22 protein-coding genes are annotated in these 22,126 nt (G+C 66.5%); 5 read left to right on the forward strand and 17 right to left on the reverse strand.

Translation table 11 applies throughout. The features are described from left to right. Positions 1-11: 11 nt before the first annotated feature. From C5O79_RS12375 to C5O79_RS12390, 4 genes are all read right to left on the reverse strand, one after another. Positions 12-617 (reverse strand): hypothetical protein, encoded by a 606-nt coding sequence (locus C5O79_RS12375; protein WP_122474130.1) that lies wholly within the window; start codon positions 615-617, stop codon positions 12-14. 6 nt (positions 618-623) lie between these two features. Continuing rightward, complete coding sequence (gene guaB / locus C5O79_RS12380) at positions 624-2,084, reverse strand: IMP dehydrogenase (RefSeq protein WP_011352433.1); 1,461 nt, start codon at positions 2,082-2,084, stop codon at positions 624-626. A 277-nt stretch (positions 2,085-2,361) separates the two neighbouring features. After that, positions 2,362-3,168: a DUF2182 domain-containing protein gene (locus C5O79_RS12385; protein ID WP_122474559.1), complete on the reverse strand. Its 807-nt coding sequence runs from the start codon at positions 3,166-3,168 to the stop codon at positions 2,362-2,364. 28 nt (positions 3,169-3,196) lie between these two features. After that, a complete protein-coding gene (locus C5O79_RS12390; protein WP_124473465.1) occupies positions 3,197-3,961 on the reverse strand; it encodes a DUF899 domain-containing protein in 765 nt (254 codons plus the stop codon). A gap of 114 nt (positions 3,962-4,075) precedes the next feature. On the opposite strand from C5O79_RS12390, the gene C5O79_RS12395 reads away from it, so the two are divergent. From C5O79_RS12395 to C5O79_RS12405, 3 genes are all read left to right on the forward strand, one after another. After that, positions 4,076-5,296, forward strand: a complete 1,221-nt coding sequence (locus C5O79_RS12395) for a helix-turn-helix domain-containing protein (protein WP_122474132.1) — start codon at positions 4,076-4,078, stop codon at positions 5,294-5,296. 31 nt (positions 5,297-5,327) lie between these two features. Continuing rightward, positions 5,328-6,014, forward strand: a complete 687-nt coding sequence (locus C5O79_RS12400; RefSeq protein WP_122474560.1) for a glutamine cyclotransferase — start codon at positions 5,328-5,330, stop codon at positions 6,012-6,014. A gap of 136 nt (positions 6,015-6,150) precedes the next feature. Then, positions 6,151-7,134 (forward strand): DMT family transporter, encoded by a 984-nt coding sequence (locus tag C5O79_RS12405; protein ID WP_122474133.1) that lies wholly within the window; start codon positions 6,151-6,153, stop codon positions 7,132-7,134. A gap of 52 nt (positions 7,135-7,186) precedes the next feature. On the opposite strand, the gene C5O79_RS12410 is transcribed toward C5O79_RS12405, so the two are convergent. Then, complete coding sequence (locus tag C5O79_RS12410; protein ID WP_039342764.1) at positions 7,187-7,510, reverse strand: RnfH family protein; 324 nt, start codon at positions 7,508-7,510, stop codon at positions 7,187-7,189. A 4-nt stretch (positions 7,511-7,514) separates the two neighbouring features. Beyond that, complete coding sequence (locus C5O79_RS12415; RefSeq protein WP_034188832.1) at positions 7,515-7,952, reverse strand: type II toxin-antitoxin system RatA family toxin; 438 nt, start codon at positions 7,950-7,952, stop codon at positions 7,515-7,517. Between the two features lie 98 nt (positions 7,953-8,050). Here C5O79_RS12415 and smpB point away from each other — a divergent pair, with 98 nt between their 5' ends. Then, a complete protein-coding gene (gene smpB, locus C5O79_RS12420; protein ID WP_039342760.1) occupies positions 8,051-8,497 on the forward strand; it encodes an SsrA-binding protein SmpB in 447 nt (148 codons plus the stop codon). 229 nt (positions 8,498-8,726) lie between these two features. Here the strand turns inward: smpB and C5O79_RS12425 are convergent, their stop codons facing one another. The 3 genes from C5O79_RS12425 to ppsA all read right to left on the reverse strand — a co-directional run bounded on the left by C5O79_RS12425 (position 8,727) and on the right by ppsA (position 12,783). Continuing rightward, positions 8,727-9,662: an SPFH domain-containing protein gene (locus C5O79_RS12425; RefSeq protein WP_039342757.1), complete on the reverse strand. Its 936-nt coding sequence runs from the start codon at positions 9,660-9,662 to the stop codon at positions 8,727-8,729. 33 nt (positions 9,663-9,695) lie between these two features. Further along, positions 9,696-10,130: an NfeD family protein gene (locus C5O79_RS12430; RefSeq protein ID WP_046545972.1), complete on the reverse strand. Its 435-nt coding sequence runs from the start codon at positions 10,128-10,130 to the stop codon at positions 9,696-9,698. Between the two features lie 253 nt (positions 10,131-10,383). Further along, complete coding sequence (ppsA, locus tag C5O79_RS12440) at positions 10,384-12,783, reverse strand: phosphoenolpyruvate synthase (protein ID WP_047850720.1); 2,400 nt, start codon at positions 12,781-12,783, stop codon at positions 10,384-10,386. A 376-nt stretch (positions 12,784-13,159) separates the two neighbouring features. Between ppsA and C5O79_RS12450 the strand changes: the two genes are divergently transcribed. Further along, positions 13,160-13,975, forward strand: coding sequence for a pyruvate, water dikinase regulatory protein (locus C5O79_RS12450; RefSeq protein WP_006483812.1), 816 nt, complete (start codon positions 13,160-13,162; stop codon positions 13,973-13,975). Between the two features lie 105 nt (positions 13,976-14,080). Here C5O79_RS12450 and C5O79_RS12455 read toward each other — a convergent pair whose 3' ends face one another. The 8 genes from C5O79_RS12455 to bamA all read right to left on the reverse strand — a co-directional run bounded on the left by C5O79_RS12455 (position 14,081) and on the right by bamA (position 22,085). Then, on the reverse strand, positions 14,081-14,863 hold the full coding sequence (locus C5O79_RS12455; protein ID WP_122474134.1) for an RNA methyltransferase: 783 nt from the start codon (positions 14,861-14,863) through the stop codon (positions 14,081-14,083). Continuing rightward, entirely contained in the window at positions 14,860-15,504 is a 645-nt protein-coding gene (gene rnhB / locus C5O79_RS12460; protein WP_046545975.1) for a ribonuclease HII, read from the reverse strand. Before rnhB ends, C5O79_RS12455 begins: the two co-directional genes overlap by 4 nt. Further along, complete coding sequence (gene lpxB / locus C5O79_RS12465) at positions 15,501-16,670, reverse strand: lipid-A-disaccharide synthase (protein WP_046545976.1); 1,170 nt, start codon at positions 16,668-16,670, stop codon at positions 15,501-15,503. Before lpxB ends, rnhB begins: the two co-directional genes overlap by 4 nt. Before the next feature lie 3 nt (positions 16,671-16,673). Next, complete coding sequence (lpxA, locus tag C5O79_RS12470) at positions 16,674-17,462, reverse strand: acyl-ACP--UDP-N-acetylglucosamine O-acyltransferase (RefSeq protein ID WP_046545977.1); 789 nt, start codon at positions 17,460-17,462, stop codon at positions 16,674-16,676. 58 nt (positions 17,463-17,520) lie between these two features. Continuing rightward, a complete protein-coding gene (gene fabZ / locus C5O79_RS12475) occupies positions 17,521-17,988 on the reverse strand; it encodes a 3-hydroxyacyl-ACP dehydratase FabZ (protein ID WP_011352450.1) in 468 nt (155 codons plus the stop codon). A gap of 129 nt (positions 17,989-18,117) precedes the next feature. Then, positions 18,118-19,197, reverse strand: coding sequence for a UDP-3-O-(3-hydroxymyristoyl)glucosamine N-acyltransferase (gene lpxD / locus C5O79_RS12480; RefSeq protein WP_046545978.1), 1,080 nt, complete (start codon positions 19,195-19,197; stop codon positions 18,118-18,120). Positions 19,198-19,213: 16 nt separating this feature from the next. After that, complete coding sequence (locus tag C5O79_RS12485) at positions 19,214-19,711, reverse strand: OmpH family outer membrane protein (protein ID WP_039342730.1); 498 nt, start codon at positions 19,709-19,711, stop codon at positions 19,214-19,216. A 64-nt stretch (positions 19,712-19,775) separates the two neighbouring features. Next, positions 19,776-22,085, reverse strand: a complete 2,310-nt coding sequence (gene bamA / locus C5O79_RS12490) for an outer membrane protein assembly factor BamA (RefSeq protein ID WP_047850718.1) — start codon at positions 22,083-22,085, stop codon at positions 19,776-19,778. Between the last annotated feature and the right edge of the window lie 41 nt (positions 22,086-22,126).

The raw sequence follows: 22,126 nt of genomic DNA on the forward strand, positions 1-22,126 counted from the left end.
CGCATGGCCGGTCAATCCTGCATCGGCGGGCGCTCGTCGAGTGCGACGCCGCCTGACGATTGACTGGAGCCGGACGAAGCCGGTGACGGTGAGACAGATGGCACGGGACGGCTGACGACGGGCTCGACACGTTGCGGGGCGGGCGACGGCGCAGGCGCCATCGCCGGCTCGGCCGGACGCTGCGCAGGCGCGCGCGCCTCGAGCGCCTGCTCCTTTTCGCGCCGGCGCACAGCCGATGCGAGTCGCACGCCGCCGAGTCCGAGCACGATCAGTGCGACGCCGGCCACGGCCGACAGCACGCGGCCGGCGGCCGCGAGTGCGGGACCGCTGCCGGTGCCGATCGACCAGACGATCGTCAACGCGCCGGTCAGCCAATACACATGGCCGACCGCACGCGCGACCGGTGCCGTGAGATCCCCGTTGAACGCTGCATGAAACGCGAGCCATGCAAGCCCGAGCAACGCGATGCCGAACGCCTGGCCGAGCATCGCCGGCTGGACGTTCGCAAGCTGCAACGCGTTGAAGAGCGACTGCCAGGGCGTCAGCACGAACAGCACGCCGAACGCCAGCAGCAGTACGGCATCGATGACCAGCACGGCTCGCAGCAGCGGTTTCATCGGCGATCAGTCCACGTGGTAGTTCGGCGCTTCCTTCGTGATCTGCACGTCGTGCACGTGCGACTCGCGCATGCCCGCCGCGGTGATCTGGACGAATTCGGCCTTGTCGTGCAACTCGTCGATCGTCTTGCAGCCGCAATAGCCCATACTCGCGCGCACGCCGCCGACCAGCTGGAACAGGATCGCGTTGACCGAGCCCTTGTACGCGACACGGCCTTCGATGCCTTCCGGCACGAGCTTGTCGATGTTCGCCGAGTTGTCCTGGAAGTAGCGGTCTGCCGCGCCGTCCTTCATCGCACCGACGGAACCCATGCCGCGATACGACTTGTACTGGCGGCCCTGGTACAGGAACACGTCGCCCGGCGCCTCTTCGGTGCCCGCGAACATGCTGCCCATCATCACCGCGTTCGCGCCGGCCGCGAGGGCCTTCGACACGTCGCCCGAGAAGCGCACGCCGCCGTCGGCGATGCACGGCACGCCCGTGCCCTTCAGCGCTTCCGCGACGTTCGCGATCGCGCTGATCTGCGGCACGCCGACACCGGCGACGATCCGCGTCGTGCAGATCGAGCCCGGGCCGATACCGACCTTGACGGCATCCGCGCCGTATTCGACGAGCGCCTTCGCGGCGGCGGCCGTCGCGATGTTGCCGCCGATCACTTCGACGTGCGGGAAGTTCTGCTTGACCCAGCGAACGCGCTCGAGCACGCCCTTGCTGTGGCCGTGCGCGGTATCGACGACGATCACGTCGACGCCGGCCTGCACCAGCAGCTCGACACGCTCTTCGTTGTCGGGACCGACGCCGACCGCCGCGCCTGCGCGCAGCTTGCCGTGTTCGTCCTTGCACGCATCCGGGTGCTCGGTCTGCTTCGTGATGTCCTTGACGGTCATCAGGCCGCGCAGTTCGAACGCGTCGTTGACGACCAGCACGCGCTCGAGGCGGTGGCTGTGCATCAGCGCCTTCGCTTCGGCGAGCGGCGTGCCTTCCTTGACCGTGACGAGGCGCTCGCGCGGCGTCATGATCGACTTGACCGGCTCATCGAGGCGGGTTTCGAAACGCAGGTCGCGGTTCGTGACGATGCCGACGAGCTGCGGGCCTTCGACGACCGGGAAGCCCGAGATGCCATGCTGGCGCGACAGCGCGATCACGTCGCGCACCTTCATTTGCGGCGGCACCGTGATCGGATCGCGAACGACGCCCGATTCGAAACGCTTGACCTTCGCGACCTCGCGGGCCTGCTCGGCCGGCGTGAGGTTCTTGTGGACGATACCGACGCCACCCTGCTGTGCCATCGCGATCGCAAGGCGACCTTCGGTGACCGTGTCCATCGCGGCGGACACGAGCGGCATGTTCAGGGAGATGTTGCGGGTCAGCTTGGTCTTGAGGCTGGTGTCGCGCGGGAGAACGTCGGAGAAGGCGGGAACGAGGAGCACGTCATCGAAAGTGAGTGCTTTTTGGATCAGACGCATGGCAAATCCTATGGGCGCAAAAGCGAATTATACGCGAAGCGCCGTGAATTTTCACAACACGAACAACGGCTTAGCCGGTTTCGGCCGTTCGGGGGCCGAATCGTTCGGTTCGCCGTTCGGTTCGTTTTCGATCGCCTTTCGTTTCATCGCCGCATCGAGCCATTCGCGCAGCCGGCCGCGAAACGGCTCGTCCGCCAGTTTCGGACGGGCCACGCGGCGGTAGCGGCGACGGTGAAGCGCGGCCCGGCAACGGGCCGAACCGGCCTATCGTCCCGCCTCACGGCAGCCCGGCCGCGCGAACGATCATCGCCATGCCGCCGCCAGCCGCGACGCAGCCGACGATCCGCGCCATCCGCCCGCCGGCAGGCGCGAGGCGCTCGGCGGCGATCGCAACCGTCACGACCGCCATCACGCGCAGATCCATCATGCCGGCCGCCAGCGCGACCGCCATCAGGTTCCCGCAACACACCCCGCATCGGATCGCGGCTCGCGCGCCGTGCCGCCATGCCGCACCGGCCTGCGCGCGCGGCGGATGCACGCAGGTCGCCGCGCGCCGGCAGCATGTCAGCCGGCGCGCCTTCCATCTGGAGAATTGTAGGACGCCGGCCGCCAATACGACCGTGCCGGCCACGAACGGCATTGCGCGAGCGAGCGCCGGCACCCGTGCGGCGGCACTCATCAGCGCGGCGCCGGCCGGAAACACGAGCGCTCCGACTGCCATCCACACGGCGAAATACCCGGCGCCCGCGACGACGACGAGCCCGACCGAACGCGCCGCCGGCTGCGAACCGACGCGCTGCCAGTATTGCCAGAGCACCGGCGCCAGCACGGGCAGCATCATCGTCACCGTCATCGCGCCCCACATGCCGGCAAACGCCGCGAACGTGCGGCCGGCGTCCCATCCGCACGGCCGTTGCCATGCCGCCGACATCATCCAGCCGCCGGACACCGGTGCGCCGCCCATCGCGGCCATCGACGCGTGCTGCGCCACGGTCGCAACAACGGCAACGGCGAACACGGCCGTGAGCGCCACAGCGAAGGCCCGCGCGTCGGGGCCCGCAGCGCCGGCCGCAGGCCGAGTCATCGCCCGCCCCCGCCCGCCGCCGGCGCGCTCAGCCGCGTGCGTATTCATCATGACGCCGCCACCACGGGCCGGCCTCGTTGCGCCCGCGCGGCGAGCGATCGAGCCACTGGTACATCCCCCAGAGCCCGTCGAGGCCGCGCGCATAGGTGGAGTACGTGTGATAGACCGCGCCGTCCTCGCGCACGAACGCGCTCATCCCCGGCCGGTCGAGCGAATACGTGAGCGCGTCGGTGCCGCACGTCGCCGCGAACTGCACGACGGGTGCCGGCGGCGGATCCATGTCCATCGCGTGACCGGCCCGCGCGTAGTTGTACTCGACGTCGCCCGCGCGCTGCTGCCTTTCGGTGAACGACACGTTGAAGTCGAAGTTGAAATCGCTGCCGACCGACGACACCCACGGAAAGCGCCACCCCATCCGCTGCCGGTACGCGAGCAGCTTCGCGAGCGGCGCACGCGACACGGCGGCCAGCGTCACGTCGTGGTTCGCCAGGTGCACGGCAAACCCGTCGAAACCGTCGGCGATCGACGAGCACGACGGGCAGCCGGCCTTGTAGTCGGGGCCGAACATGAAGTGATAGACGAGCAGTTGCGAACGGCCGCGAAACAGGTCGTCGAGCGTTGCCTGCCCGTCTTCGGTGTCGAACCGGTAGGTCTTGTCGACGCGCACCCAGGGCAATGCCTGGCGCCGCCGCGCGAGTTCGTCGCTTTGCCGCGTCAGCGCCTTTTCCGCGTCGAGCAGCGCGCGCCGCTCGGCCAGCCATTCGTCGCGCGTTCCGGTGAGATGGGTCGTCATGGCGGGATCCTCCTTCCGTTGGGTATCCGGGCACGGCGTCCGACGCCGTGTGCGTGGTGCTAGATTAGTGGCGGGCATCGGACCGGAGGGAGTGACAAGTGTGTCGGGATTCGGATGGATTCGCTGATCACGGCGGCCGCGCGCGCGCTCGCGGCCGGTGACGCGCTCGGCGCGCTGAACCGTGTCGCGCTGCGCGACGATGCGCCGGCGCTCGCGCTGCGCGGGATCGCGATGGCGCAGCTCGGCGATTTCGAACGTGCTCGCGCACTCGTGCGCGGTGCCGCCCGTGCGTTCGGCGCGAAGGAGGCCGTGGCACGTGCGCGCTGCGTCGTCGCGGAAGCGGAGATTGCGCTCGCGTCGCGCGACCTGCGCTGGCCGACGCGCGCGCTCGATGCCGCGTGCGCGACGCTCGACGCGCACGGCGACCGCGCCAATGCTGCGCATGCGCGCTATCTCGGCGTACGCCGGCTGCTGCTGATCGGCCAGCTGGACGATGCCGAGCGGATGCTCGCGAATCTCGATCCCGCGCCGCTGCCGGCCGCATCGCGCGCCGCCCATGAGCTGATCGCGGCCGGCATCGCGATGCGCCGCATCCGCACGCACGCGGCCCGCGCTGCGCTCGCCCGAGCACGCGCAGCGGCCCTCGACGCCGGCATCGCGGCGCTGACGGCCGAGGTCGACACCGCCGCACGCGTGCTCGACGCACCGGCCGCGCGTCTCATCGCGCGCGGTGTATCGCGGCTCGTGCGACTCGACGAAGTCGAAACACTGTTCGCGTCGAATGCGCTCGTCGTCGATGCGTGCCGCCACGCGGTGCGCGACGCGCGCACGACCGTGTCGCTTGCGCGGCGGCCCGTGCTGTTCGTGCTCGCCCGCGCGCTGGGCGAGGCATGGCCCGCCGACGTGTCGCGCAACGCGCTCGTCGCCGTCGCGTTCCGCGCGAAACACGCGGACGAATCGCATCGCGCACGCCTGCGCGTCGAGATCGGCCGGCTGCGCGCGGTGCTGCGCCCGCTCGCGAACGTCATCGCCACGCCGCGCGGCTTTGCGCTCGAACCACTCGGCATGCGTAAGACCGTCGTGCTGGCGCGCCCGGTCGACGATCGCCACGCGGCCGTGCTTGCGCTCCTCGCCGATGGCGAAGCGTGGTCGAGCTCCGCGCTGGCGCTGGCCCTCGGCGCGAGCCAGCGCACCGTACAGCGCGCGCTCGACGCACTCGCTGACACGAGCAAAGTCCAGGCGCTGGGGCGCGGCCGCGCGCGCCGCTGGATGACGCCACCGCTGCCCGGTTTCGCGACGACCTTGTTACTCCCTGCCCCGCTGCCGGGCGATTAGGATGACCTCAACGAACGACGAGGTGACGAACATGAAGCGCTCCCGTGCAGACATCCTTCGCGAATACGGCCCGTTTCCGGGCGTCGACGGCGTACACGGCGTCACGTACGACGGGCAATACGTGTGGTACGCGTCCGGCGACAAGCTGAATGCGCTCGACCCGGAGCGCGGCACGACCGTCCGCTCGCTCGACGTCGCCGCGCATGCGGGCACGGCGTTCGACGGCCGCCACCTGTACCAGATCGTCGAGGACCGCATCGAGAAGATCGATCCCGAATCGGGCCGCGTGCTCGCGACGATCCCCGCCCCCGGCAACGGCGGCGATTCCGGGCTGGCTTGGGCCGAAGGCGCGCTGTGGGTCGGCCAGTACCGCGAACGCAAGATTCATCAGGTGGATCCGCAAACGGGCGCCGTCCTGCGCACGATCGAATCGAACCGCTTCGTCACCGGCGTGACCTGGGTGGACGGCGAGCTGTGGCACGGCACCTGGGAAGCCGACCAGGCCGACCTGCGGCACATCGATCCGCGCACCGGCCAGGTGCTCGAGCAGATCGACATGCCTGCAGGCGTCGGCGTATCGGGGCTCGAATCCGACGGCTACGACCGCTTCTACTGCGGCGGCGGCAACAGCGGCACGTTGCGCGCCGTGCGCCGGCCCGCGCGGGCCGGGGCGTCGGGCAACACCGCGGGCGCGTCGCCCGATTCGGCTGACGAATGATCCGCGGCCTGCGGTGCTCGCTCCCGGGCGCAGCACGCCTGCGCTCCACCCTGCGCCGAGTGCAGGAATGAACAAGACGACGTCGCGGCCGCGTCGCTAAGATGCGCGCTCGTCAGTCATGTGTTCGGAGCGGTCGATGCGACGCGGTGTGGTCTATGGTGTCCTGGCAGGTGCCCTGTGGGGCATGGTGTTTCTCGTTCCGCGGCTGCTGACCGACTTCTCGCCGCTGCTGCTGAGCGCCGGCCGCTATGCGATGTACGGTCTCGTGTCGTTGGCGGCCGCGCTGCCGGCCGCCCGCTCGCTGCTCGCGCGGCTGACCCGCGAGGATCTCGTCGCGCTGATCAGGCTCGCCGTCGTCGGCAACGTCGCGTACTACATGCTGCTGTCCGGCGCCGTGCACCTGATCGGCATCGCGCCCAGTTCGCTGATCGTCGGCGTGCTGCCCGTCACGGTCACGCTCGCGGGCCTCGGCGACCACGGCGCCGTGCCGTTGCGGCGGCTCGCGGCCCCGCTCGCGCTGGTGATCGCGGGCATCGTCTGCATCAACGTCGACCTGTTCACCTCCGAGGCCGCGCATGCGACGACGCTCGGCCAGAAGCTCGCCGGCATTGCCTGCGCGGCCGGCGCGCTCGCGAGCTGGACCTGGTATGCGGTCGCGAACGCACGCTATCTGCAGCGCCATCATCATTTCGGCGGCAACGAATGGTCGGTGCTGTGGGGTGTCGTGACGGGCCTGATCGGCGGGCTCGTCTGGATCGCGATCGTCGCGCTGCCGGCCGGCACCGTGCAGGCGGCGGTGCCGGCGTCGCGCTGGCAGCTGTTCTGGCTGCTGAACCTCGTACTCGCGATCGGCGCATCGTGGCTCGGCAACGGGCTGTGGAATGCCGCATCGAAGCGGCTGCCGCTCACGCTGTCGGGCCAGCTGATCGTGTTCGAAACCGTGTTCGCGATGCTTTATGCGTTCGTGTACGACCAGCGGATGCCGCATGCACTCGAGATCGCCGCGCTGGTGCTGCTGCTCGCGGGCGTCTACGGATCGGTGCGGCAGCACGGCGACACGCCCGCCGGCGGCGACACGTCGGGACGCACGCCGGCAAACGCGAACGCTGCGGCCCATTGAGCGCCGCGGCGTTCGATCGGACGAATCGGGACGGAAGCCGCGGAACGGCGCGTCAGCGCGCGTCCTTGTGCATCCACTTGCGGCCCTCGATGGAGCCGTCGCGGCGAGACTTGTCGACGCGCCGCTGGCGCGCGAGCTTCGGATCGACGATCAACGGACGGTAGATCTCGACGCGGTCGTGGTCGGCGAGCGGCGCGTCGAGCGGCGCAAGCTTGCCGTACACGCCCGTCTTCGCGTTCGCGAGATCGATTTCCGGGTGCAACGCGAGCACGCCGCTCGCATCGATCGCCGAGCGAACGGTCGCCCCTTCGGGCAGCGACAGCGGAATCAGCGTCTGGCGATCCGGCAGCGCGTAGCAGACTTCGATCGACAGCATCGCGTCACCCCTTCCCGTAGCGCTGGTCGGCGCGCTTCACGAACGAATCAACGAACGTGTTCGCGATGTGGCTGAACACGGGCCCGATGATCTTCTCGAGCAGGATGCTCGAGAATTCGTAGTGCAGCGCGAATTCGATCTTGCAGGCATCGGCACGCAGTGCCGTGAAGCGCCACGAGCCCGTGAACTTCTTGAAGGGGCCGTCCGTGAACTCCATGTCGATCCGCGTCGGGCGCTGCTGCGTGTTGCGCGTCGCGAAATGCTGCTTGATGCCCTTGAAGTTGATGTCGATGCGCGCTTCCATCCCGCTCTCGTCCTGACGTCGAATCTCGACGCCGCCGCACCAGGGCAGGAAATTGGGGTAGTCGGCCACGTCGGTGACAAGGTCGAACATCTGTTCCGCCGAATGACGGATCAATACGGTTTTCTGGACATCTGCCATAAATCGCGCGGCATCGCTCAAAGTGAGAACGCAAGCCGGGCGATTCCCGCCCCGCTTTGCTAAAATCGTGATTTTAAACGAGTTGGCCCGATCCTTTCATGAGCATCATCGACAACAGGAAAGCGCACTTCGATTATCACATCGAGGAACGCTACGAGGCGGGGCTCGTGCTGGAGGGCTGGGAAGTCAAGGCGCTGCGCGCCGGGCGCGGCCAGATCAGGGAAGGTTACGTCGTGATCAAGCACGCCGAGATCTTCCTGATCGGTACCCATATCAGCCCGCTGCCCGAGGCTTCGACCCACATCACGCCCGACCCGGTTCGCACGCGCAAGCTGCTGCTGCACCGCGAGGAAATCAAGAAACTGATCGGCAAGGTCGAGCAGCGCGGCTACACGCTCGTGCCGCTGAACTTCCACTACAAGGGCGGCCGCGTGAAGTGCGACATCGCGCTCGCGAAGGGCAAGAAGCTGCACGACAAGCGCGAAACCGAGAAGAAGCGCGACTGGGAACGCGAAAAGGCACGCATCATGCGCGCCGGCACCTGACCTGCGCGATACGCATCACAAACGACACGGCCCGCTCGAAGCGGGCCGTGTTGCTGTGGACTCGGGGAATCCGGGCGTGCCGGCTACAACGGCGACACGCGGCCCGTTTCGGCTGAAGAAAGGGTCCAACGACGGAGCCGCACGGGCGTCATCCGCGCCCAGGCCGCGCGACGATTCGCCGCACACGGAGCACACGCGGCGGCCGCAAGCGAACCGCGCAAATCCGGACTCACGCCTTCCCGCCCGAGGCGGCCCCCGCGCTCTTGACGATCGTCAGCGCCGACGAGATCGCCGTGCCGAGATCCGACAGATTCGCCGGCACGATCAGCGTGTTGCCCTGCTTCGCCAGATTCGAGAACGCGCTGACATACTGCTCGGCGACCTTCAGGTTCACCGCGTCCATCCCGCCCTGCGATTGCATCGCGTTCGCAATCTTCTGGATCGCTTGCGCGTTCGCTTCAGCCACCGCCAGAATCGCGGCGGCCTCGCCCTGCGCCTGGTTGATCGCGGCCTGCCGCTCGCCTTCGGATTTCTGGATCGCTGCTTCGCGCGCACCCGACGCGAGATTGATCTGCTCCTGCTTGCGGCCTTCGGAAGCGGCAATCAGCGCACGCTTTTCGCGCTCCGCGGTGATCTGCGCCTGCATCGCGTGCAGGATTTCCTTCGGCGGCGTCAGGTCCTTGATCTCGTAGCGCAGAACCTTCACTCCCCAGTTCGCCGCGGCTTGATCGAGTGCCGACACGATGTTGTGGTTGATGAAGTCGCGCTCCTCGAACGTCTTGTCGAGTTCGAGCTTGCCGACCACCGAGCGCAACGTCGTTTGCGCGAGCTGCGTGATCGCGAGCACGAAGTTGCTCGACCCGTACGACGCCTTCATCGGATCGGTCACCTGGAAGTACAGCACGCCGTCGACCTGCAGCTGCGTGTTGTCGCGCGTGATACAGACCTGGCTCGGCACGTCGAGCGGGATTTCCTTCAGCACGTGCCGGTAGGCGATGCGATCGACGAACGGCAGCACGATATTGAGACCGGGCGACAGCGTCGCGTGATAGCGCCCGAAGCGCTCGAGCACCCACGCATGCTGCTGCGGCACGATCTTCACCGTCTTCGACACGATCACGATCGCGATGACGAGCAGGACCACCCAGATGATCAGCGAATCCATGAACTATTCCCTCCTTGTTGTATCGGCGGACGATCAGCCCGCGGGTTTCGCCACGACCACGAGACAATTGCCGCGCACGGCACTTACCTGATACACGTGCGCATCGTCGCGCTCGCCGTTCTCGAGCTCGACGTCCCAGTCGGCGCCGCGATACTGCACGCGCGCGCGGCCGTCACGCCACGCGTCGACCGTAACGGTCGCGCCGATATCGAGATTGACGTCGGGATTCGTCGACGTGTCGCGCTTCTGCTTGCGGCCGAGCCCCGAACGCCGCAACACGACCATCGCGACGATCGCGACCACCGCCGCCGCACCGAACTGCACGTGCGGCGCGAAACCGGCCAGCTGCAGCAGCCCGCCGGCGAGAAAGCCGAGCGCGATCATCAGCAGGTAGAACGTGCCCGTCAGCAACTCGGCCACGACCAGCACGCCCACCGCGACCCACCAGAACAGATGCCCCGACATCATTGTGGTCTCCAGAAAAACATCTCCCACGTTCACTTGCGTGGCATGGAACCAGAATACGCGCTGAAGCGCTGTTCCGGATCGATTTGTTCGTGGCGCCCGAGAGAGCGGCCGGCACGCTTGGGGCAGCCCGGTTCGTACCGACAAACAAAAACACCCCGGTATCTACCGGGGTGTTTATAGCATGAACCTTGCAATTTGCCTTCATTGAAGGAGCAGCACCGCCGCTCCTTCGTCGATGGCAAGTTACCGACCGTTACTTCCGGTTGGCGAGCGCCTGCCACGTATCGATGATCGTGTCGGGGTTCAGCGAGATCGACACGATGCCTTCGTCCGTCAGCCATTGCGCGAAGTCCGGATGATCGGACGGGCCCTGGCCGCAGATGCCGACGTACTTGCCCATCTTGCGGCAGGTATCGATCGCGCGCTTCAGCAGGAACTTGACGGCCGGGTCGCGTTCGTCGAAGTCGACAGCCAGCAGTTCCATGCCCGAATCGCGGTCGAGGCCGAGCGTGAGCTGCGTGAGGTCGTTCGAGCCGATCGAGAAACCGTCGAAGAACTGCAGGAAATCTTCGGCGAGGATCGCGTTGGTCGGGACTTCGCACATCATCACGAGGCGCAGGCCGTTTTCGCCGCGCTTCAGGCCGAACTTCTCGAGCAGGCCGACGACACGCTCCGCCTGCTTCACGGTACGCACGAACGGCACCATGATCTCGACGTTGGTCAGGCCCATCTCGTCGCGCACGCGCTTCAGTGCACGGCACTCCATCTCGAACGCCTGCGCGAAGTCTTCAGCGATGTAACGCGACGCGCCGCGGAAGCCCAGCATCGGGTTTTCCTCGTCCGGCTCGTAACGCGAACCGCCGATCAGCTTCTTGTACTCGTTCGACTTGAAGTCGGACAGACGCACGATCACGGGCTTCGGATAGAACGCCGCCGCGATCGTCGCGACACCTTCCGTCAGCTTGTCGACGTAGAACTGACGCGGCGATGCATGACCGCGCGCGACGCTCTCGACGGCCTTCTTCAGGTCCTGGTCGATGTTCGGGTACTCGAGGATCGCCTTCGGGTGAACGCCGATGTTGTTGTTGATGATGAACTCGAGACGCGCGAGACCCACGCCGCCGTTCGGCAGTTGCGAGAAGTCGAACGCGAGCTGCGGGTTGCCGACGTTCATCATGATCTTGACCGGGATTTCCGGCAGTTCGCCGCGCTGCACTTCCGTGACTTCCGTCTCGAGCAGGCCGTCATAGATCTTGCCTTCGTCGCCTTCCGCGCACGACACGGTGACGAGCGCGCCGTCCTTCAGGATGTCGGTCGCGTCGCCGCAGCCGACGACTGCCGGCACGCCGAGTTCACGCGCGATAATCGCCGCGTGGCAGGTCCGGCCGCCACGGTTCGTGACGATCGCGGCTGCACGCTTCATCACCGGCTCCCAGTTCGGGTCGGTCATGTCGGCCACCAGCACGTCGCCCGGCTGCACGCGTTCCATTTCCGACGGATCCTGGATCACGCGCACGGGGCCCGCACCGATCTTCTGGCCGATCGCACGGCCCGTTGCCAGCACCTGCGACTGGCCCTTCAGCTTGAAGCGCTGCTCGGCCTTGCCGCTCGCCTGGCTCTTCACGGTTTCCGGGCGTGCCTGCAGGATGAAGATCTTGCCGTCGCGGCCGTCCTTGCCCCACTCGATGTCCATCGGACGCTGGTAGTGCTTCTCGATGATGACCGCGTACTTCGCCAGCTCGATCACGTCCTCGTCGGTGATCGAGTAGCGGTTGCGCTGCTCGTGCGGCACGTCGACCGTCTTCACGCGGCCCGGCTCGCCCGGCTGCGTGAATTCCATCTTGATCAGCTTCGAGCCGATCGAGCGGCGGATGATCGGGTACTTGTCCTGTGCGAGCGTCGTCTTGAACACGTAGAACTCGTCCGGGTTCACTGCGCCCTGCACGACGGTTTCGCCCAGGCCGTAGCTCGACGTGATGAACACGGCGTCCTTGAAGCCCGATTCGGTGTCGATCGTGAACATCACGCCGGCCGCGCCGACGTCCGAGCGGACCATGCGCTGCACGCCGGCCGACAGGGCGACTTCCGCGTGCGTGAAGCCCTTGTGCACGCGGTACGAGATCGCGCGGTCGTTGTACAGCGACGCGAACACGTGCTTCATGCGGTCGAGCACGTCCTCGATGCCGACGACGTTCAGGTACGACTCCTGCTGGCCGGCGAACGATGCGTCGGGCAGGTCTTCCGCGGTAGCGGACGAACGCACGGCGAACGACAGCTCGCCCGGCGAGCTGTTCTTCAGGATATCGAACTGCTCACGGATTTCCTGCTCGAGACGTGCCTGCATCGGCGCATCGACGATCCACTTGCGGATTTCGGCGCCGGCTTCGGCGAGCGCCTTCACGTCGTCGATGTCGAGCGACTCGAGACGCTTGGCGATGCGGTCGGTAAGGTCGTTGTGCTTGAGGAAATCGCGGAACGCGAGCGCGGTCGTGGCGAAACCGGTGGGTACGCGAACGCCTGCTTCGGAAAGCTGGCTGATCATTTCGCCCAGCGACGCATTCTTGCCGCCGACGATCTCCACATCGGTCATCCGCAACTGCTCGAACGGAATTACATACGCCTGGTCCTTTGCGACGTTTGCTGCGTTAGTCATACAAGCCCCTAAGTGTGAAAAAAATGCTCGATTGCGCAAGTGGGCTTGGACGCGGGCGCTTGCAAAAAGGCGCGGCGCGTCTTGCGCAACCTGTTGGAGAAACAATCGCCGCGGCGGATTATCTTCCGACCCGATTTGCAAAAATCCCGGCAGAAGGGCGATATTTTCAGACAAATCGCCAAACTTGCCGGGAATTTTGGAATCGAGCGGCGAACCCCGGGGCGCCGTTCGCGCCCTGCCCCCGCAATTGCTTATCCAACAGGTTGCCGCTATTCTACCGTGCCGGCTGCCGGATGTGGCGCGACCTTGTCACTGCGTCTGGAGGCGAACCTCCAGCCGCCCGCGCAACCGCCCTTCACGTTCGACGCCCAGATTCATGCTGCCTACCGTATTCATCGTCTCCGACGGCACCGGGATCACTGCCGAAACCTTCGCGCATTCGATCCTCTCCCAGTTCGACCAGAAATTCCGCCTCGTGCGCGTGCCGTTCGTCGATTCGCTCGACAAGGCCTATGCGACCGTCGAGAAGATCAACGAGGCCGCCGTGCACGACGGCCGCCGCGCGATCGTGTTCACGACGCTCGTCGACAGCGAGTCGAACGACATCGTCAAGCGCTCGAACGCGCTCGTGCTCGACATGTTCCAGCGCTTCGTCGAGCCGCTCGAGCAGGAACTGGAGCTCAAGTCGAGCCACGCGATGGGCCGCGGCCACCAGAACGCGGACACCGAGGAATACAAGACCCGGATCGAGGCGATCAACTTCTCGCTCGCGCACGATGACGGCCAGTCGAACCGCAACCTGTCGGAAGCCGACGTGATCCTCGTCGGCGTGTCGCGCAGCGGCAAGACGCCGACGAGCCTGTATCTCGCGATGCAGTACGGCGTGAAGGCGGCGAACTATCCGCTGATTCCGGAGGATTTCGAGCGCGGCAAGCTGCCGTCAGCGCTGTCGCCGTACAGCGAGAAGCTGTTCGGGCTGTCGATCGACCCGCAGCGCCTGTCCGAGATCCGCAACGAGCGCCGGCCGGGCAGCAAGTACGCGGCGCCCGAGAACTGCCGCTACGAGATCAACGAAGCCGAAGCGATGATGCGCCGCGAGGGGATCAAGTGGCTGTCGTCGACGCACAAGTCGATCGAGGAAATCGCGACGACGATCCTGCAGGAAATCCGCCTCGACCGGCAGTCGTATTGAGCCTGAGCGCTGGTGCGCTCGCGGCCGCCTGGCCGCCGCCGGAAACAACAAGGCCGCGTCGAACGCGGCCTTTTTCAATGGTGCGAAGCAAGCACGGATGTGGCGTCACCCGCGTCGCTGCTGGCGCACCTGCTCGAACAGGCAGACCGCGGCCGCAGCCGCGACGTTCAGCGACTCCATCCCGCCCGGCTGCGGGATCGTCACGCGATGCGTGGCCGCGTCGCGCCAGAACGCCGATACCCCGGCACCCTCGTTGCCGAACACCCATGCAACGGGCCCCGACAGGTCACAGTCGTAGACCGCCTGCGCGCCGTGCGAATCGGTCAGCGCGACCGGTACGTCGAGACGCGCGGCGAGCGCCCCGGCTTCGACATCCTCATGGATCGACAGCAGGAAATGCGCGCCCATGCCCGAGCGCAGCACCTTCGACGACCATGCGTACGCGGTACCCGGCGCACAAAACACGTGGCGCACGCCGGCGGCCGCCGCGCTGCGCAGGATCGAGCCGACGTTGCCGGCGTCCTGCACGCCGTCGAGCACGACCGACGACTGCGTCACGCGCTCGGGCAGCGGCTGTGCAGGCCGGTCGACGAGCAGCAGGAAGCCGACGCCGTTGACGACGTTCGACAACTGCCCGAACAACGCATCGGGCAGCGTGACGATCCGTTGCGCCTCGATGCGCGCGACGATCGCCTGCGCCTCGGCGTGGCCGAGTGCGCCTTCGGTCGTGACGCACAGCTCGGGCGTCGCGCCCGTGTCGAGGTACGCGCTCGCGAGATGGAATCCTTCGAGCAGCGCCTGGCCGCCGCGGCGCTGATGGGACGTCGAACCCGCGAGCGCCTTCAGGCGCTTGTACAGCGGGTTGTCGCGGGAAGTAATGCTTTTCATCGAATCAGGTCGAGTGCCGCGCGAACCGGCGCGAACGAGCGCCGATGGGCTTCGCACGGGCCGTGCTCGCGCAGGGCGGCAAGGTGTTTCACGGTGCCGTAGCCCGCATGCACGTTGAAGCCGTACACGGGGAAACGCTCGTGCAGGTCGACGAGCATGCGGTCGCGGGTGACCTTCGCGAGAATGGACGCGGCCGAGATGCTCGGCACGAGCGCATCGCCGCTGACGATCGCCTCGGCGCGCACCGTCAGCGTCGGGCAGCGGTTGCCGTCGATCTGCGCAAGCGTCGGCAGGACCGACAGGCCCTCGACCGCGCGCTTCATCGCGAGCATCGTCGCGTGCAGGATGTTCAGCGTGTCGATCTCGTCGACGCTCGCCGATGCAACGCAATACGACAGCGAGCGCGCGACGATCAGCTCGTACAGCGCATCGCGCTTCTTCGCGGACAGCGCCTTCGAATCGTCGAGCCCGTCGATCGGCTGCAACGGATCGAGAATCACCGCGGCGGCCACCACCGGCCCCGCGAGCGGGCCGCGGCCCGCTTCGTCGACGCCGCAGACGATCTCGTCGGGACGGCTGAAATCGAAGCCGCCCTGCACGTCGCTCGACGCGCGACGGCGTGGTGCACGTACTGCGGTCATGCGCGCCCCTTGCGTTGTTCGAGCACGCGCACGACCGCTTCGGCCGCCTTCGCGGCCGTGTTCTGCCGCAGCGAAAGATGCATTTCGGTGAATACTTCGGTCAGCGTGCGGCGGTTCGCGTCGTCGCGCAGCTGCGTGAGCGTCGCATCGGCGAGCGCCTCGGGCGTCGCGAAATGCTGCAGCAGCTCGGGCACGACGAAACGCCCCGCCAGGATGTTCGGCAAGCCGACGTACGGCAGGTAACCCTGCCGCCGCATGATCTGCCCGGTCAGCCAGGGCACCTTGTACGAGATCACCATCGGCTTCTTCAGCAGCGCGGCTTCCAGCGTGACCGTGCCGCTCTTCACGAGGATCGCGTCGGCAGCCGTCATCGCGACCTGCGAGCGGCCGTCGGTGATCGTCAGCGCGAGCTGAGGATGGGCATCGACGAGCGGCTGCAGCAGCGCGCGCAGCGCGGGCGTGGCCGCCGGCATCACGAACCGTACGCCGGGCTCGCGCTGCTGCATCAGCGCCATTGCCGCGAAGAACGTCGGGCCGATCAGTGCGATTTCCGAGCGCCGGCTGCCCGGCAACACGGCAATCACCGGGCCGTCGGCCGGCAATCCGAGCGCGATGCGCGCGCCGTGCGTGTCAGGCTCGAGCGGAATCTCGTCGGCGAGCGGATGGCCGACGTAGGTCGACGCAACGCCTGCCTTGTCGAGAATCGCCGGTTCGAACGGGAACAGGCACAGCATGTGATCGACGGACTTCGCGATCTTCTTGATCCGGCCGCCGCGCCATGCCCAGATGGACGGGCACACGAAGTGGATCGACGGGATGCCCGCGTCGCGCGCCGCCTGTTCGACGTTGAAGTTGAAATCGGGCGCATCGACGCCGATGAACGCGTCCGGCCGCTCGGCGAGCAACTGGCGCTTCAGCTCGCCGCGAATCCGCAGGATTTCGGGAATCTGGCCCAGCGCCTCGACATAGCCGCGCACGGTCAGCTTGTCCATCTGCCAGTGCGAGTCGAAGCCCTGCGCGATCATTCGCGGCCCGCCGATCCCGTAGTACTGGGCCGATTCGGGCAGCCGCTCGCGCAGCCCGCCGAGCAGCGACGCGCCGAGCAGGTCGCCCGACGGTTCGCCGGCCACCATCGCGAGCCGGAGCTGAGTGGTCGGAAGCGGCATCGCTTAGCGGATGATGCCGCGTTGCGACGCGTCGATGAAATCGACGAGCGCCTTCACGGGTGCGTCGCCCTCGCCGCCCGCCGCCGCCAGCTCGCGCAACTGCACTTTCGCTTCCTCGAGCGACAGGCCGTTCTTGTACAGCAGGCGGTATGCGCTGCGCAGCGCGGAGATCGCGTCGGGCGAGAAACCGCGCCGGCGCAGCCCTTCGACGTTGATCCCGTGCGGTTCGGCCTTGTTGCCAGCCGCGATCACGAACGGCGGAATGTCCTGTACGAGCGCCGATGCGCCGCCCAGCATCGAGTGCGCGCCGATGCGCACGAACTGGTGGACGCCCGACATCCCGCCGACGATCGCCCAGTCGCCGATCTCGACGTGGCCGGCCATCTGGGCGTTGCTCGACAGAATCACGTGGCTGCCGACGGTGCAGTCGTGACCGATGTGCACATAGGCCATGATCCAGTTGTCGTCACCGAGCGTCGTCACGCCGCCGTCCTGCACGGTGCCCGTGTGGATCGTCGTGAATTCGCGGATCGTGTTGCGGCTGCCGATCACGAGCTTCGTCGGCTCGTCCTTGTACTTCATGTCCTGCGGACGACCACCGACCGACGCGTAATGGCCGATGCGGTTGTCCTCGCCGAGCGTCGTATGGCCTTCGATCACGCTGTGCGAGCCGATCGTCGTACGCGCGCCGATCGTGACGTGCGGACCGACGATCGCGTACGGGCCGATCTCGACCGATTCGTCGATCTGCGCGCCCGGTTCGACAATCGCGGTGGGATGAATCCTGGTCATGCGCCGTTGCCTCTCGATGTGATGTGTCGCGTTGCGTTGCCTGTCCGTGCCGCGTCGCTCAGGGCGCCACGTCGGTCGTCTTGACCGTGCACATCAGTTCGGCTTCCGCCGCCACCTTGCCGTCCACTTCCGCCACCGCCTTGAACTTCCAGATACCGCGGATGTAGCGTTCGAACGTCACGTTCAGAATCAGTTGGTCGCCCGGCTCGACCGGACGCTTGAAGCGCGCGCCGTCGATCCCGACGAAGTAGTACAGCGTGTTCTCCGGATCCTTCGGCTGCTCTTCCGAGAAGGTCAGCAGCGCCGCGGCCTGCGCGAGCGCCTCGAGGATCAGCACGCCCGGCATCACCGGCCGCTTCGGGAAATGCCCCTGGAAGTACGGCTCGTTGATCGACACGTTCTTCAGCGCTTTGATGCCCTTGTGCGGTTCGAGTTCGAGCACGCGATCGACGAGCAGAATCGGGTAGCGATGCGGCAGCAGCGTGAGGATCTTGTGGATGTCGAGATTGATTTTTTCAGTGCTCATGATGGTTCGTCTCACGCAGAGGCTGCGCGGTGGTGATGCAAAGGCTGAAGCGGGCCGTCGTGCGGCCCAGTCTGGCAAACCGGGCCGGTTGCGCTGGCCGTACCCGGTTCGAGGTCTCGCATGATGCGCTCAGGCGTCCGTGCCGCCCTGGGCGGCGAGCGCGGCTTCGAGCGCCTTGATGCGCTCGCGCAGCTTGTCGAGGTTGCGCACGAGCGCGGCGCTCTTGTTCCACTCGCCGTGGTCGACGGCCGGGAACGCGCTGGTATAGATACCGGCCTTCGGCAGCGACTTCGATACGCCCGATTTCGCGGTGATGATGACATAGTCGCCGAGCGTCACGTGGCCGGCGATCCCGGCCGCGCCGCCGATCATGCAGTGGCGGCCGATCGTCGTGCTGCCCGCGATCCCGGCGCTGCCGGCGATCACCGTGTAGGCGCCGATCCGGCAGTTGTGGCCGATCTGCACCTGGTTGTCGATCTTCACGCATTCCTCGATGACGGTATCCGCCATCGCGCCGCGGTCGATCGTCGTGTTCGCGCCGATCTCGACGTCCGGGCCGATCGTGACGCCGCCGACCTGCGGGATCTTGACCCAGCTGCCGGTGCGCGCGTCGCCGTCGCCGACGAAATCCGGCGCGAAGCCGAAGCCGTCGGAGCCGATCACGGCGCCCGCATGAATGATCGCGCGCGGGCCGACCTTGCAGCCGTGGTACACCGACGCGTTCGGATACAGGTGCGAACCCGCGCCGATCGTCGTGCCGCGGCCGATGAACACGTTCGCGTCGAGCTGCACACCGTCTTCGATCACCGCGCCGGCCTCGACCGTCACGTGCGGGCCGATCACCGCGCTCGCGGCGACCTTCGCAGCCGGATCGATCGTCGCGCTCGGATGCACGCCGGCCGCGCGCGGCGGCGTGGCGAGATCGATGAACATCTGCGCGACACGCGCGAAGTACGCGTACGGATTCGGCGTCACGATGAAGTTGCGACCGGTGGCGGCCGCGCCCAGCTTTTCCAGATCCTTCGGCGCGATCAGCACCGCGCCGGCGCGGGTCGTCTCGACCTGCGACAGGTACTTCGGGTTCGCGAGGAACGCGAGTTGCTGCGGGCCTGCCTGGTCGAGCGGCGCGAGGCCGCCGACCGTGCACTGTGCGTCGCCGGCGATCTCGCCGCCGAACCGCTTTACGAGTGCCTCAAGCGTCAATGCCATTCGTCGTCTGCTCCGTTCAGTTCGCCGAGCCGGACGCGAGCGCCTTGAGCACCTTGTCGGTGATGTCGATGCGCGGGCTGACGTACACGGCTTCCTGCACGATCAGGTCGTAATTCTGCTGCTCGGCGATCTGCTTAATGACCTTGTTCGCCCGCTCGAGCACGGCCGCCAGCTCCTCGTTGCGGCGCTGGTTCAGGTCTTCGCGGAACTCGCGCTGCTTGCGCTGGAAGTCGGTATCGAGCTGGGCGAGATCACGCTGCTTCTGCGCGCGGTCGGCCGCCGACAGCGACGCGCCGTTCTTGTCCAGCGAATCGGACATCGACTTCAGGCGCGCCGCCAGATCCTGCAGATCCTTGTCGCGCTTCGCAAACTCGGCTTCGAGCTTCGTCTGCGCCGCCTTCGCGGGCACCGACTCGCGCAGGATCCGATCCGAATTGACCGCCGCGATGCGGGCGACGTCCTGTGCGTGCGCCGTTGCCGCGCCCAAGGCCAGCGCAACGGTCAGCGCGCACATCACTCGTTTCGAAAACTTACCGGTTAGCAAAATTACCCTCTCGTTGCTGTTGTCATGCGTTCGCTCAGAACGCCGTTCCGATCTGGAACTGGAATTTCTGGTACTGGTCGCCTTCGTGCTTCTGCAGCGGGAAGCCGAGGCTCAGCTTCAGCGGGCCGATCGGCGAGATCCACGCAAGACCCACACCATAGCCGTAACGCAGGCCGTTGGCGCCCGTACTCGTGCCGCCCGGCGCGTTGCCCCACACGTTACCGCCGTCGAGGAACGTGAACACGCGCAGCGTGCGGTCGTAGCCCGTGCCCGGCAGCGGGAACGTCAGTTCGATGTTGCCGACGACCATCTTCGAACCGCCGATCGGGTCATTCGTCTTCGTGTCGCGCGGGCCCAGCGAGCTCGGCTCGTAGCCACGCACGGAGCCGATACCGCCCGCGTAGTAGTTCTTGAAGATCGGGTACGGGTTGCCGATACCGTTACCGTAGCCGCCTTGCAGGTTCAGGCCCAGGATGAAGCCGCGCGAGAACGAATAGTAGTACTGGGCCTGCAGGTCGGCCTTGTAGTACTGGATCTTGCCGACCGGCACGCCGTACTCCATGTTCGCCTGCGTGAAGTAGCCGCGGCTCGGAATCAGCGCGCTGTCACGCGCGTCGCGCGACCACGCGACCGTCAGCGGCACCGTGTTCGACACGCGGCCGAACTGGTTCACGTAATCCTGGTAGCTCTGCGGCGTGTTCGAATCGACGTCGAGACGGTTCTGCTCGAAGCCCGCACCGAAGTAGACGGTGTCGACTTCCGAGAACGGGATGCCGAACTTCAGGTTGCCGCCCGCGCTGATGATCCGGAAGCTCGAGCTTGTCGAATAGTAGAGCGGCTGGTACGTGCGATAGTAGACGTCAGTGATCCGCTTGATGCCGTCGACCGTGAAGTACGGGTCGACCTGCGTGACGGTCAGCGTACGGTAGCTCTTCGCGGTGTTGACGTTCACCGACAGGCTGGTACCCGAACCGAACACGTTGTCCTGCGACACGCCGGCCGACAGCACGACCTTGTCCGTCGACGAGAAGCCGGCGCCCAACGTGATCGCGCCGGTCGGCTTTTCGTCGACCTTCACGTTCACGTCGACCTGGTCGTTCGTGCCTTCGACCGGCACCGTCGTCACGTCGACGTTGGTGAAGTAGCCGAGACGGTTCACGCGATCCTTCGACAGCGCGAGGCGGTTCGAATCGAACCACGAGCTTTCGAGCTGGCGCATTTCGCGGCGCACCACTTCGTCGCGCGTGCGCGTGTTGCCGACGACGTTGATGCGGCGCACGTACACGCGGCGGCTCGGATCGACGACGAGGTTCAGGTTCACCTTGTGGTTCGCCTGGTCGATGTCCGGCTGCGCGTTGACGGTCGCGAATGCGTAGCCGTACTCACCGAGCTTGTCGACGATCGACTTGGTGGTCTGTTGCAGCTTTTCGGCCGAGAAGCGGTCGCCCGGCTTGATCTTGACCAGCTTGTTGAGTTCGGCTTCGCGATCGAGCAGGTTGCCCGACAGCTTGATGCCCGACACCGTGTACGGCTCGCCTTCGTGCAGCGTGACCGTCAGGTACATGTCCTTCTTGTCGGGCGAGATCGACACCTGGGTCGAGTCGATGTTGAACTCGAGATAGCCGCGGTTCAGGTAGTACGAGCGCACCGCCTCGAGGTCGCCCGTGAGCTTTTCCTTCGAGTACAGGTCGTTCTTCGTGTACCAGGAGAACCAGTTCGGCGTCGACAGCTGCATTTCGTCGCGCAGCGTGCTGGTGCTGAATGCCTTGTTGCCGATGAAGTTGATCTGGCGGATCTTCGCGCTCGGGCCTTCGGCCACCGCGAACAGGATCGACACGCGGTTCGCGTCGACCGGCGTGACCGTCGTCTTGACCTCGGCCGCGTAGAAGCCGCGCGTGAGGTACTGGCGCTTGAGCTCCTGCTCCGCCTTGTCGACAAGCGCCTTGTCGTAGTAGCGGCCGTCGGCGAGGCCGACTGCGCGCAGCGCCTTCGTCAGGTTGTCCTTGTCGAATTCCTTCGTGCCGGTGAAGTCGATCGACGCGATGGCCGGACGCTCCTGCACCTGCACGATCACGACGTTGCCCTGCGTGGCAATGCGTACGTCGTTGAAGAAGCCCGTCGCATACAGCGCGCGGATTGCTTCGGATGCCTTGTCGTCCGTGAAGGTATCGCCCTGCTTGATCGGCAGGTAGGCGAACACCGAACCCGCTTCGACGCGCTGCAGCCCCTCGATCTTGATGTCTTGCACCACGAACGGTGCCGCTGCATGGGCCGCGAGGCCGTGCGCGGCGAGCGCGGCCGCTGCAACTGTCTTAGGTACAAAGCGATGAGGTTTGAACAACATGCATCCCCAATATTTAGCTGCATCAAATCAGGCGGCTGCCC

The organism is Burkholderia sp. SRS-25 (genome assembly GCF_004343765.1).
GTDB classification, from domain to species: domain Bacteria; phylum Pseudomonadota; class Gammaproteobacteria; order Burkholderiales; family Burkholderiaceae; genus Burkholderia; species Burkholderia contaminans.

Excerpts from the sequence above, each read along its gene's own strand:
- C5O79_RS12375 (WP_122474130.1), bottom strand. The coding sequence starts at position 617 with ATGAAACCGCTGCTGCGAGCCGTGCTGGTCATCGATGCCGTACTGCTG.
- guaB (WP_011352433.1), bottom strand. The coding sequence starts at position 2,084 with ATGCGTCTGATCCAAAAAGCACTCACTTTCGATGACGTGCTCCTCGTT.
- C5O79_RS12385 (WP_122474559.1), bottom strand. The coding sequence starts at position 3,168 with ATGACTCGGCCTGCGGCCGGCGCTGCGGGCCCCGACGCGCGGGCCTTC.
- C5O79_RS12390 (WP_124473465.1), bottom strand. The coding sequence starts at position 3,961 with ATGACGACCCATCTCACCGGAACGCGCGACGAATGGCTGGCCGAGCGG.
- C5O79_RS12395 (WP_122474132.1), top strand. The coding sequence starts at position 4,076 with ATGGATTCGCTGATCACGGCGGCCGCGCGCGCGCTCGCGGCCGGTGAC.
- C5O79_RS12400 (WP_122474560.1), top strand. The coding sequence starts at position 5,328 with ATGAAGCGCTCCCGTGCAGACATCCTTCGCGAATACGGCCCGTTTCCG.
- C5O79_RS12405 (WP_122474133.1), top strand. The coding sequence starts at position 6,151 with ATGCGACGCGGTGTGGTCTATGGTGTCCTGGCAGGTGCCCTGTGGGGC.
- C5O79_RS12410 (WP_039342764.1), bottom strand. The coding sequence starts at position 7,510 with ATGCTGTCGATCGAAGTCTGCTACGCGCTGCCGGATCGCCAGACGCTG.
- C5O79_RS12415 (WP_034188832.1), bottom strand. The coding sequence starts at position 7,952 with ATGGCAGATGTCCAGAAAACCGTATTGATCCGTCATTCGGCGGAACAG.
- smpB (WP_039342760.1), top strand. The coding sequence starts at position 8,051 with ATGAGCATCATCGACAACAGGAAAGCGCACTTCGATTATCACATCGAG.
- C5O79_RS12425 (WP_039342757.1), bottom strand. The coding sequence starts at position 9,662 with ATGGATTCGCTGATCATCTGGGTGGTCCTGCTCGTCATCGCGATCGTG.
- C5O79_RS12430 (WP_046545972.1), bottom strand. The coding sequence starts at position 10,130 with ATGATGTCGGGGCATCTGTTCTGGTGGGTCGCGGTGGGCGTGCTGGTC.
- ppsA (WP_047850720.1), bottom strand. The coding sequence starts at position 12,783 with ATGACTAACGCAGCAAACGTCGCAAAGGACCAGGCGTATGTAATTCCG.
- C5O79_RS12450 (WP_006483812.1), top strand. The coding sequence starts at position 13,160 with ATGCTGCCTACCGTATTCATCGTCTCCGACGGCACCGGGATCACTGCC.
- C5O79_RS12455 (WP_122474134.1), bottom strand. The coding sequence starts at position 14,863 with ATGAAAAGCATTACTTCCCGCGACAACCCGCTGTACAAGCGCCTGAAG.
- rnhB (WP_046545975.1), bottom strand. The coding sequence starts at position 15,504 with ATGACCGCAGTACGTGCACCACGCCGTCGCGCGTCGAGCGACGTGCAG.
- lpxB (WP_046545976.1), bottom strand. The coding sequence starts at position 16,670 with ATGCCGCTTCCGACCACTCAGCTCCGGCTCGCGATGGTGGCCGGCGAA.
- lpxA (WP_046545977.1), bottom strand. The coding sequence starts at position 17,462 with ATGACCAGGATTCATCCCACCGCGATTGTCGAACCGGGCGCGCAGATC.
- fabZ (WP_011352450.1), bottom strand. The coding sequence starts at position 17,988 with ATGAGCACTGAAAAAATCAATCTCGACATCCACAAGATCCTCACGCTG.
- lpxD (WP_046545978.1), bottom strand. The coding sequence starts at position 19,197 with ATGGCATTGACGCTTGAGGCACTCGTAAAGCGGTTCGGCGGCGAGATC.
- C5O79_RS12485 (WP_039342730.1), bottom strand. The coding sequence starts at position 19,711 with ATGTGCGCGCTGACCGTTGCGCTGGCCTTGGGCGCGGCAACGGCGCAC.
- bamA (WP_047850718.1), bottom strand. The coding sequence starts at position 22,085 with ATGTTGTTCAAACCTCATCGCTTTGTACCTAAGACAGTTGCAGCGGCC.